This is a genomic window from Leyella stercorea DSM 18206, from assembly GCF_000235885.1.
GTDB lineage: Bacteria > Bacteroidota > Bacteroidia > Bacteroidales > Bacteroidaceae > Prevotella > Prevotella stercorea.
In genome coordinates this window covers 12496-21931 of the sequence record NZ_JH379427.1, presented here as the reverse complement: position 1 = coordinate 21931, position 9436 = coordinate 12496, and the positions used below count along the sequence as shown (strand labels likewise).

Genomic DNA, 9436 nt, shown 5'->3' with positions numbered 1-9436 from the left:
GGTGCTACATTCTACAAGCTTCTCACCCGTGAAACGCCACCGCCAGCTTCTGACCTCGTCAGTGATGACGAACTGCTGGAGAACAAACTTCGTGAAAAGGGAGTGTCTGACAATCTTATTGAGGTTGTCACCGAGGCGATGTATCCGAATGTAAGGAAGCGCACGCAGAGCGTCAGGGAGTTTAGGGACGCATTAACAAATTATTCTGTACAGATGTCTACCCCGATCAAATCGACAACAGAAGAAGAAACTGTAGTTGTAAAGAAAGTAACACAAACGACAGATGGTGAGGAAACAGTCGTTGCAGATAAAGGTACGAAGAATAGTAGCTTGCCCTACAATAAAAAAGCAGTAGAAGAAACTTATGACGAAGATGATGACGAAGAAGATACTTCACGTAAAGAAATAAAATATTTCATTGCATGTCTTGTACCTCTTGTGATTCTATATTTCGTATTTTCTGGATTTCGAGGATGTGGAGGTAATAAAAAACTGACATCTGAACAATGTGCTGATTCTATAGAGAATACTTTTGAATATCCCCAAAATGCTTCTGGTAAAGCTGTTGATTTGGGATTGCCTTCTGGAACCTTATGGGCAGATAGAAATTTAGATGCATTAGATGAAACAGATGAAGGAATGCTGTTTATTTGGGGTGATCCAACGGGAATGAATGATACAGTAAAAGTGCCTGACAATGTGTATAATATATCAGGTACAGAATATGATATTGTAAAAGAGAAATGGGGAGAAGATTGGTGTATGCCTAATTTAGAACAGTTCAATGAATTACATGATCAATGTAGTATTAAAAAGATAGAAAAGAACAATATAAAAGGCTATCTTGTAACTGGACCAAATGGGAATACGTTATTTTTTCCTTTTTCCTCTCTTTATAAAGATGAGTATTTTTTGGGATGGGAATACCAAATGTCATGGACCGATACAAGAGAAGGAGACCACGCGTTGAGCTGTAATATTGTAGATGGATTTCATAACTCTGACCCTACTCTGAGATTTACGATACGACCTGTTCGAAGTAAACAGTCAAACAGGTAAAGAAAGAATGGTTTGTCCACTTTAATGGGGCAATAGTGTCATGGAATAATAAATATAAGAAATATGAAAGAAAGAATATACGCATTAGAAAAAAATCTAGGAATGCTTCGCCAAATTGATTTGGGCGATGAGGAAGAATTTCGTTTTGTTGATGTGAGTATCTATAGGTTAATTGCATCGGTACGAACGATACGTTGTTGGTCAGACTATGGTCAATTCAACGAAAGACGTCTTTCATTGTGCCTTGATGGAAAACAAGACAATATAAAATTAAATGGAATTACTATATTTTATGTCGTCAAGGACATCTTGAAATTTTATCTTTCACGCAATGGTTGCCATCATAACTTCACAATTAATTGGCAGATAGACAATGGTGATATATATGAACAATCATTCTCTTTATATTGTGAAGCAGACGACAATTTGTTACCCCATATAGTCTATGCCATATTGCTTATTTCTGAAGTGAAGAATGAGGAAATGGTGCAAATCTATTGGGATATGCTCACAAATGGTTCATTTCCGATTAATAATACTATAGGAAAGAATTTAGATGATGCTAACAATTTGAGGAAAATCATAGATAAAATAGTCCAAGAATATCCTTTTACAGAAAAATTTTTTCAAGACGGAATGAAGAATATCACCTGTTTTCTAAAAAAAGAGATAGACAAAATAGAATTGCACTAACCAAAGTTTCACACATAGTAAAACAAATAAACAACATGAAACAGAAATTACAAATCGTTATTGCAATCGTAGCAATCCTCATAGGATTGACTGCTTGTCAGAGATCCACTAAAGACCAGTTGGTCGGAACTTGGCATTGTGTCAAGACCATGACCATTGATGGTGGAATGGTGAGATTTGAGGGAACTGAAACGAATAATGACGACGGCACTTATTCTGGTGTCGCAAATGCTGTCTATACGGTTGACACAGAGATTGAAGGTGTTAATGTCCAAGTAAAGATGGGGGTTAGCTTTAAGGATAGCGGAGAATGGACGGTGAACGACAAAGAGATTGTTACCACTCCAACATCCGCAGGAGTAAAAGTGACCAGTTTGAAATACTATGACCCTTCTGACGGTTCGTTCATTGCAGAACTCACGGGAAGCGAACTGACAGAGACATCAAGTGCTATTGCAGACGAACTGAAAGAGGGACTTCTTGAAGCATCAACCGAACGAATACTGATGCTGCAAGAGAACAAGCATGTTACGGAGTCGATAGATGATGATGGCAGAAAGATAACAGTGACTGATACAAGAGTAAGATAAATGAAGAGCGACTATCAAGCACTACGTTCTGGCACTATCCTGAAAGGGAAATACCGAATAGTAAGCCACCTCTCGTCTGGTGGCTTCGGAAAGACGTACCTTGCCGTGTATGGTTCTCACGACACAAAGGTCGCCATCAAGGAGTTCTTTATGAACACGGCAAATCTGCGTGAGTCGGATGGCGTGTCTGTAAGCGTTGACAGAACTAAGGAGAATGCCAATGCTTTTAAGTCTCAATTATCAAAGTTCAAGAAAGAATATGAGCGCCTCAGACAGATTTCCAATGTTCATGTGGTGACGGTTTGTGATTGTTTCGAGGAAAACGGAACAGCCTATTATGTAATGGAGTACGTAGACGGTGATGACTTAAAGGGAAGACTGCAACAACGTAGAATACCATATTCAGAGAAAACCGTACGGAATTATCTGAGACAAATCCTGGATGGTCTTTCAGCTATACACTCTGTTGGGCTATTGCATCTTGACATAAAGCCTGCGAATATTATGGTGACAGCACGTGGCTATGTTAAGCTGATAGACCTTGGTGCAAGTAAGGATTACATGCGAGGCGTTGGAGCAACTGTTCTTACAGGTATGGCAAGAACAGACCGCTATGCTCCTCCAGAACAGATTGATGGAAGTTACGATAAATTGGGGCCATGGTCAGACTTCTATGCTCTTGGCGCCACCATATATTATCTGCTTACTTGTAATGAGATACCAACATGGACGGCACTTAATGAGGACAAAACACGCAACAAGCACATTGCATTGCCAATGCCAGGTGTATCCGATGAAATGAGATGCCTTGTTGCTTGGCTAATGAATACAGATAGAGAGAAACGACCTAAAAGCGTTGATGAAATTCTGACGATAATGAAATCAAAAAAATGGACAGGATCGTCATATGATGATACAACGGTGCTTGTAGATGATACAGAAGACGCAACGGTTTTTGTTGAAAACCCCAAGATACAGTATCAGTCGAATGTTTCTCAAAAGGGGAATTACTATAACAGAAAAAGTACTCTATGGCAAAACGATACACAAGAAAAAGAACCAGAGTTTAGTTTTGTCGGATGTCTGTATATTCTGATTATCATTGCGATAGCAGTATTTGTAGTAAAATTTTTATTTATGACATAAATATTGAAGATTATGAAGAATATTCTAAAATGGATTGGTGGAGTATTGTTGATGCTCTTTGTCGCTCTGGGCAAAGTTTCGAAAGTCGCTGAAAGAAACTTAAACCACGCAACTCAAATGACAGAAATAAATGTAAATAAGGCGGTTAAAGAACTAAACGAGGCAACGACTAAAATGTCCAAAAATTCTAATATTCAACGTGGAGTCATCATTGGAGGAAGCAGAGCCGTGCATAACACTACTCGAAGTAATGCGCAAACAACCTCGCAGCCTCGAATGGTAAACTGTATGCAATGCTACGGACGAGGACGAGTGCAAAGTAACGACGGATATGTTTATAGTTGCAGCAGATGCTATGGAACAGGAAGAGTTTTCATCAAGTGACACAATTGTTTTAATAACATCATTAGTGCCTCTTTTTACGGGACACTAATGAGAAAATACATATAACTATAGTTAAGCGAAAATATCGCATCACAAGTAATTTACTAATTTAAAACTTTTTATTTATGGGAAACCAAAACTCAAAACCAGACAACAATATGGTCTGGTTTTGAGTACTCTGTTCTGCTGCTTACCTCTTGGTATTGTAGCAATCATTCATGCTGCAAAAGTTGATGGGCTCTATAGAAGTGGAGACTACTCTGGTGCGCAGGAAGCCGCTGATAATGCAAAGAAATATGCTCAGTATGGTCTCATCGTTGGTATCATTGTAGGTGTTATCTATTTCTTTATTGGAATGGCTGGCTCAATGTAATTCCTTGGTGACTATTATCCTAAAAAACTATAGAATGATAATTGGGAATTGAATCGTTTGTATTATGGTTATTAATACATAGCGCCATTATCCCTCCCGTTCTTTGTCAATCACATTTTTCTTTATACCTTTGCACCCGAAACATCAAGAGCAGTTTAAAATCTGCACCAACCGAGCACGACAGCCACGGTGGTCAAGATACGATGTGGAAATACGTTTAATTTCAAAAACAAGTCATTATGAACAATTCATTTTACAACGATTTCGCTGCGTGTTTCGCAGCTTGTACACTCACTTCACTTGTCGAATCATTTAACAGTCAGGTAGGAAATCGTGGCTTCAACTCCATGCGAGCAGCCCATGACAAGGCTCTTATCGACGAGCTTGTGCGTCGTGGCGTAGACGTATCGGCAGTATTCGACGGAACAACCCTTTCTTTTGCCCATCATGTTGTGTTGGACAACAATAGCTTGATAATCAAGAAATAGAATTACGTAGCAACACATAACCAGCCGATGATGCCGTCTGCTCTTGGTATCATCGTCTGGACAACAACCTTGCGGAACGACTCAACAGACACATATCATTATCTCTGAGGAACTCGCTTGTGATGACTTATTCAGTAAACATTAAGTAATGCTTAATTTGTTCGTATCCAATTAGATTGCATTAACCGTTTTAGAACATCACTAAAGTTATGCAATAATTTTTTGGCATCAGGACTACTAGTCTGATGCTCTTTGAATAAATTTATAAAATATTTAATATCAGCAATACATGCCTCTCCCCAAGTATAAGAAGGTGTAAGGAAGTATTTATAGGGCTTTTGTTGATACAATTCTACAGCCTTATCAATATTACCTTTCAATACTTGATAATCTGCTAAATTAACCTGAGTTATAGGAGATTCTAATTCCTTCTTTGGCATGATTTCTAGGATTTTATCTGCATTTTCAAAAAAGGCATTCCTATTATTGTTTTCATATATAGACATTATCAGTCTTGCAAAACTTCTTTCATATACCTCAGGACATAAATATACATGATCACAGTTCAGTACTATTAACTCTTCGAGTCGGTAATCAGTAGCAAACATTCTGAATTCCTGTCTATTCGAACAATACGCAAAAAAATGGGATAATGAGCTCAAGTCATACTTAGCACCATGGCCTAACCCGATATGAGGAGATTGTACATTAGGCTCCCTCCAACAATACACCAAATTACTTAAAAAACGTTTGCTATATCCAGAGTTATTAGAACGATAAGCGCACCATATCGGTTTACCATTTGCTATAGCATCAAAAAGAATTTCTCTCATTTTATGAAAGTCTTTTAAACACATACCATCATGTTTCTTCCATTTAATCTCAGAGAACAGTGTCTCCAATGGCACTAAATCAGCAATTTTGTCAATCGAAATCTCAAGATCGTAATTAAATGGACTCTTTCCTGTTATAAACTCATTACCATTTTTAGAAATAATTGTAATGTGTTTATCATAGATCCATTGATATCCATCCGTTTGAATTACTTTACAATAATCACATTTTGATTTGGCTATATCATTGATGATAGATACCCATTTAGATTCTTTTTTGGGGAGTAATATATCTTCATCAGGTTTTAAGAAAACATTTTTTCCTGTATTTGTAATTTTAGAAATATTGTTCGTTTGTATGTGTTTAGTAGAAACATCATCTAGCAAATCAAGATACTCTTCCCTTGTATTATCAGATGCCATTTGTTCTGCTTGATCATAAGACCATCTTTCTACAGAATTTAATGAATCCTCATCGAATTTTATACGTTCATCATTAGTCAACCATCTTAACAAACGTTTAATATAGTTGGTTACACCTTCTATATTATCGTGTACTTGTTGCTCAGTAAAACGAATCACACACCATCCATTTCTAATAAAATATCTATCACGCAAATTATCACCACTCTCTTTATAATGTATAGGTTTGCGACTTACAATATCATAAGGTTCATCTACTTCAATATCTATATATAGATTTTTTTCTTCCCAACAAAGACATATATCTGGCCTATACGAATAATTTCTATTCAATATTGGTAACTTTACGTTGTCTAAAATTTTAATGCAGCTAAGTTCTTCGCACATCTTGTGTAAACGACTAAACAACACAGGTTCCATAACACCTATGGTCGCTCCTGTTTTATCTGGTTGAGGAATAAGAATAGAAGTATTTTGTTGTGGAATCATTATAGAAGGGAAATTTGTATGGTCAAGTTCTCCTTGGAATTTGTCATAAGGGAAATTTCCGTTAAATACAAGTATATTCTCAGACAAATCTTGCTTATGAATAGTTCGTTCCCCTATATTCTGTTGCCCATAGTTATTAGAATCAATTTTCCCGTGGTCGGGCAGTGATCTTTTGTATACGCTATCTTCTAATGTGATTTTATTCTCAAGTGAACCATCATTTACAGAATGAATATCAACAACATTTAAACATAACTGCTTCTTGAAGTTCTTGTATGGTACAAATTTTACAGAATTTTTGGATAGTGATTTTTTGATTTTTCTTTCTCGAAAATCAAAATAAGTCTTTCCATGTCTTTTAACAACACTAAATGCGCCAAAATCTTTTAAAGAAATTCTATTTCCTTGTTTCAATTCTGAAATTATTGTATGCATACAGCATTTTATAACAATTGAAGAAAGACGAAGGGAAAAACCAGTTCTTTTTGCAACTTCTCTTATTATTTGTTTTTTATTCATATGCTAATCAGTGTCCACTGGATTAATAAATTGCCATGGAAGCAAAGCCGTGGACTCTATACTTTGCAATGGCATCTGTCCATAAATTGAGCCAAAATTCGAAAAGAGCAAGACAAAGTTCTCTGATGAACTTCATCACGTTCTTAACAAAGTAGCATATTCTTGTCCTGCATACTGCAGTTTGGGGATACTTGGCTCTTATGTAGGCTCGATAATTTTTTTTGTCTGTGCCGAAAGAGCATTTGGCTTCATTTCGTTCTCCGATGGCCTTAGTCATCTTTTCGAGATGTTCAAGACTTCTGGGTTCCTTGGGTAGTCGGCCTAATGGTTTACAACAGGTCTTTATCTTATATTCCTTGAGAATTTTCCGGCTTGCCTTGCTCATGTAGATTTTGTCTGCGAGAAAGCCCCATACGAAACTCGCAGTACGAACCACTGTTTGTTTTCGTTAGGCACATTCTCTACCGACACCCCACCTCTGTTCTTTGAGATGGAGGGCGTACAAGAGGTAAGTCTTGCACTTGAACACAACGAACCAGTGTCAGTAGGTTGCCCATTATACAATGAAGCGTTAGCCGTTAAAGGCTGTTTGGTGTTATCTTCCAATGTTATTGTTCAGAGGTTAGATTAAAATCAATAGACTTATTCTTTATAGAATTGTCATAATTTGACTGCAAAGATATGAAAACTAAACAAGACTAAAAAAGAAAATAAGAAAAATATTTGTGCTGTGAAGTTTTAAATTTATTAGGGCTATTTGTTGTCAATAGAAACGGCAAACAGTCATAATACAAGTAGTGTTTTGATGATATAAACAACTACTGTCGAAGCCGAACTTTTGTCATGTTGGATTAATTCAAATCGGGTACGACTATGTCACATTGCTTTTCAATCTACGCTGCACCCACAGAAATGCCGGAACGAGGAACAGATCTGCCATAATCCAGGCTATGGGGTCGCCGAAGCAGACGCCGGTCCAGGCGATAGCTGGCACGAGCCATAGGCTGACACCGCAGCGTGCTATCATCTCCATCACGCCGCTGAGCATGGAGAGGTTGCTGAAGCCGAGCCCCTGGATGGAGTAGCGCAGAATGGTGAGCAGTCCGAGGGTGGGGTAGAAGTAGTTGTTGATGCGCATGTACTGCGCAGCGTTGCTCACCACGGCAGCTTCGCCGCTGTCTACGAAGAGCTGCATCATATAGTCGGCGAAGGGATATATCACGACGAAGGTGAAGAGGAAGTAGACGAGCATGAGGCAGATGGCATCCTTCACGCCGCGTGTCACGCGGTCCATACGCTGTGCTCCGAGGTTCTGTCCGCAGTAGGTAGCCATTGCTACGCCGATGTTTTCGAAGACGCAGGTGAAGAGATACTTTATGCGGAGCGAGGTGGTGAAGGCTGCTACGCAGGTGGTGCCGAGAGCGTTGTTGGCACTCTGCAGCATGATGATGCCAATGCCGGTGATGGAGAACTGCAAGCCCATCGGCACACCGTTGTTGAGCAGTATGCTCGTGCGGCGGTTGTCGTAGCGACGTTCGTCGCCTTGCGGAATGAGCAGTTGCATGTGCTTGCGTATATACCATATACACAATGCTACGGATACAGCTTGCGAGAGCCATGTGGCTATGCCGGCTCCTGCTACGCCCATGCCACAGAAGAGTATGAGCACAACGTCAAGCAGGATGTTCACGAGGGCGGAAGTGATGAGGAAGTAGAACGGCTGGCGCGAGTTGCCGAGTGCGCGTATCTGACCGGAGAGGAGGTTGAATCCGAACGTGAGCGGTATGGCTGCGAACTGCAGCATGAGGAACGTATAGGCATCGTGGAAGATGTCGGTCGGGGTGTTCACCATCTGCAGGATGCGGTGGCAGGACATAAGCGAGAGCACCATTATCACCGTGGCTATGACAGCCGACACTCTAACAGCGTTGGCTACGTAGATGCGCATCTTGCGGTAGTCCTTCGCCCCGAACGCTTGCGCTACGGGTATGGCGAAGCCTGCGCAGGCTCCGTTGCAGAAGCCCATAACGAGGAAGGTGATGGAGGTGGATGCGCCTACGGCTGCCAATGCTTCTACACCAATCCATCTGCCTACGATGACGGCATCGATGACGAGGTACATCTGCTGAAGGATGTAGCCAAGTATCAAGGGCAGTGCGAACTTCGTGATTTGGCGCAGTGGCGATCCGACCGTCATATCGCTCACCGATGCAGCCTTTGCTGTGGCGGAAGGTTCGTGTTCTTTGGTTGGTTGTGTTTTCATATGTTATCCTGTTTGTTCCATTTTTTTTCTATGCCTCTTTAAGTCTTACTATGCCTCTTTAAGCCTTACTATATTTCTTTAAGCCTTACTATGCCTCTTTAAGCCTTACTAAGCCTCTTTAAGCCTCTTTAAGCCTTACTATGTCTCTTTAAGCCTTACTATATTTCTTTAAGCCT

General features: G+C 39.7%; 9 protein-coding genes, 1 pseudogene and 1 riboswitch. Of the genes and pseudogenes, 7 read left to right on the top strand and 3 right to left on the bottom strand.

Annotated elements, in window-relative coordinates; genetic code table 11:
* From HMPREF0673_RS14520 to HMPREF0673_RS06775, 7 genes and pseudogenes are all read left to right on the top strand, one after another.
* Nucleotides 1–1059: pseudogene (locus tag HMPREF0673_RS14520) on the top strand (hypothetical protein); the annotation flags it as partial.
* Between the two features lie 63 nt (nucleotides 1060–1122).
* On the top strand, nucleotides 1123–1752 hold the full coding sequence (locus HMPREF0673_RS06800) for a hypothetical protein (protein WP_007899936.1): 630 nt from the start codon (nucleotides 1123–1125) through the stop codon (nucleotides 1750–1752).
* A 35-nt stretch (nucleotides 1753–1787) separates the two neighbouring features.
* Nucleotides 1788–2342, top strand: a complete 555-nt coding sequence (locus HMPREF0673_RS06795) for a hypothetical protein (RefSeq protein WP_007899935.1) — start codon at nucleotides 1788–1790, stop codon at nucleotides 2340–2342.
* Entirely contained in the window at nucleotides 2343–3488 is a 1146-nt protein-coding gene (locus tag HMPREF0673_RS06790; RefSeq protein WP_007899931.1) for a serine/threonine protein kinase, read from the top strand.
* A gap of 12 nt (nucleotides 3489–3500) precedes the next feature.
* Nucleotides 3501–3872 (top strand): hypothetical protein, encoded by a 372-nt coding sequence (locus HMPREF0673_RS06785; protein ID WP_007899929.1) that lies wholly within the window; start codon nucleotides 3501–3503, stop codon nucleotides 3870–3872.
* A gap of 169 nt (nucleotides 3873–4041) precedes the next feature.
* Nucleotides 4042–4245 carry a CD225/dispanin family protein gene (locus tag HMPREF0673_RS06780; protein ID WP_007899927.1) on the top strand — a complete coding sequence of 68 codons (204 nt, stop codon included), beginning with the start codon at nucleotides 4042–4044 and terminating at the stop codon, nucleotides 4243–4245.
* 136 nt (nucleotides 4246–4381) lie between these two features.
* Nucleotides 4382–4486, top strand: a riboswitch (SAM-I-IV-variant riboswitch).
* Nucleotides 4485–4733 carry a hypothetical protein gene (locus HMPREF0673_RS06775; RefSeq protein ID WP_007899925.1) on the top strand — a complete coding sequence of 83 codons (249 nt, stop codon included), beginning with the start codon at nucleotides 4485–4487 and terminating at the stop codon, nucleotides 4731–4733. It overlaps the preceding riboswitch by 2 nt.
* A gap of 152 nt (nucleotides 4734–4885) precedes the next feature.
* Here the strand turns inward: HMPREF0673_RS06775 and HMPREF0673_RS06770 are convergent, their stop codons facing one another.
* From HMPREF0673_RS06770 to HMPREF0673_RS06760, 3 genes are all read right to left on the bottom strand, one after another.
* On the bottom strand, nucleotides 4886–6997 hold the full coding sequence (locus tag HMPREF0673_RS06770; protein ID WP_083825700.1) for an HU family DNA-binding protein: 2112 nt from the start codon (nucleotides 6995–6997) through the stop codon (nucleotides 4886–4888).
* Nucleotides 6998–7019: 22 nt separating this feature from the next.
* The gene (locus HMPREF0673_RS06765) at nucleotides 7020–7382 is read right to left on the bottom strand and encodes a hypothetical protein (protein ID WP_040596602.1); all 363 of its coding nucleotides are present in this window, start codon (nucleotides 7380–7382) and stop codon (nucleotides 7020–7022) included.
* Nucleotides 7383–7868: 486 nt separating this feature from the next.
* Nucleotides 7869–9260, bottom strand: a complete 1392-nt coding sequence (locus tag HMPREF0673_RS06760) for an MATE family efflux transporter (protein ID WP_007899896.1) — start codon at nucleotides 9258–9260, stop codon at nucleotides 7869–7871.
* Nucleotides 9261–9436 lie beyond the last annotated feature (176 nt).

Coding starts and splice junctions, on each gene's coding strand:
- HMPREF0673_RS06800 (WP_007899936.1), top strand. CDS start 1,123: ATGAAAGAAAGAATATACGCATTAGAAAAAAATCTAGGAATGCTTCGC.
- HMPREF0673_RS06795 (WP_007899935.1), top strand. CDS start 1,788: ATGAAACAGAAATTACAAATCGTTATTGCAATCGTAGCAATCCTCATA.
- HMPREF0673_RS06790 (WP_007899931.1), top strand. CDS start 2,343: ATGAAGAGCGACTATCAAGCACTACGTTCTGGCACTATCCTGAAAGGG.
- HMPREF0673_RS06785 (WP_007899929.1), top strand. CDS start 3,501: ATGAAGAATATTCTAAAATGGATTGGTGGAGTATTGTTGATGCTCTTT.
- HMPREF0673_RS06775 (WP_007899925.1), top strand. CDS start 4,485: ATGAACAATTCATTTTACAACGATTTCGCTGCGTGTTTCGCAGCTTGT.
- HMPREF0673_RS06770 (WP_083825700.1), bottom strand. CDS start 6,997: ATGAATAAAAAACAAATAATAAGAGAAGTTGCAAAAAGAACTGGTTTT.
- HMPREF0673_RS06765 (WP_040596602.1), bottom strand. CDS start 7,382: ATGAGCAAGGCAAGCCGGAAAATTCTCAAGGAATATAAGATAAAGACC.
- HMPREF0673_RS06760 (WP_007899896.1), bottom strand. CDS start 9,260: ATGAAAACACAACCAACCAAAGAACACGAACCTTCCGCCACAGCAAAG.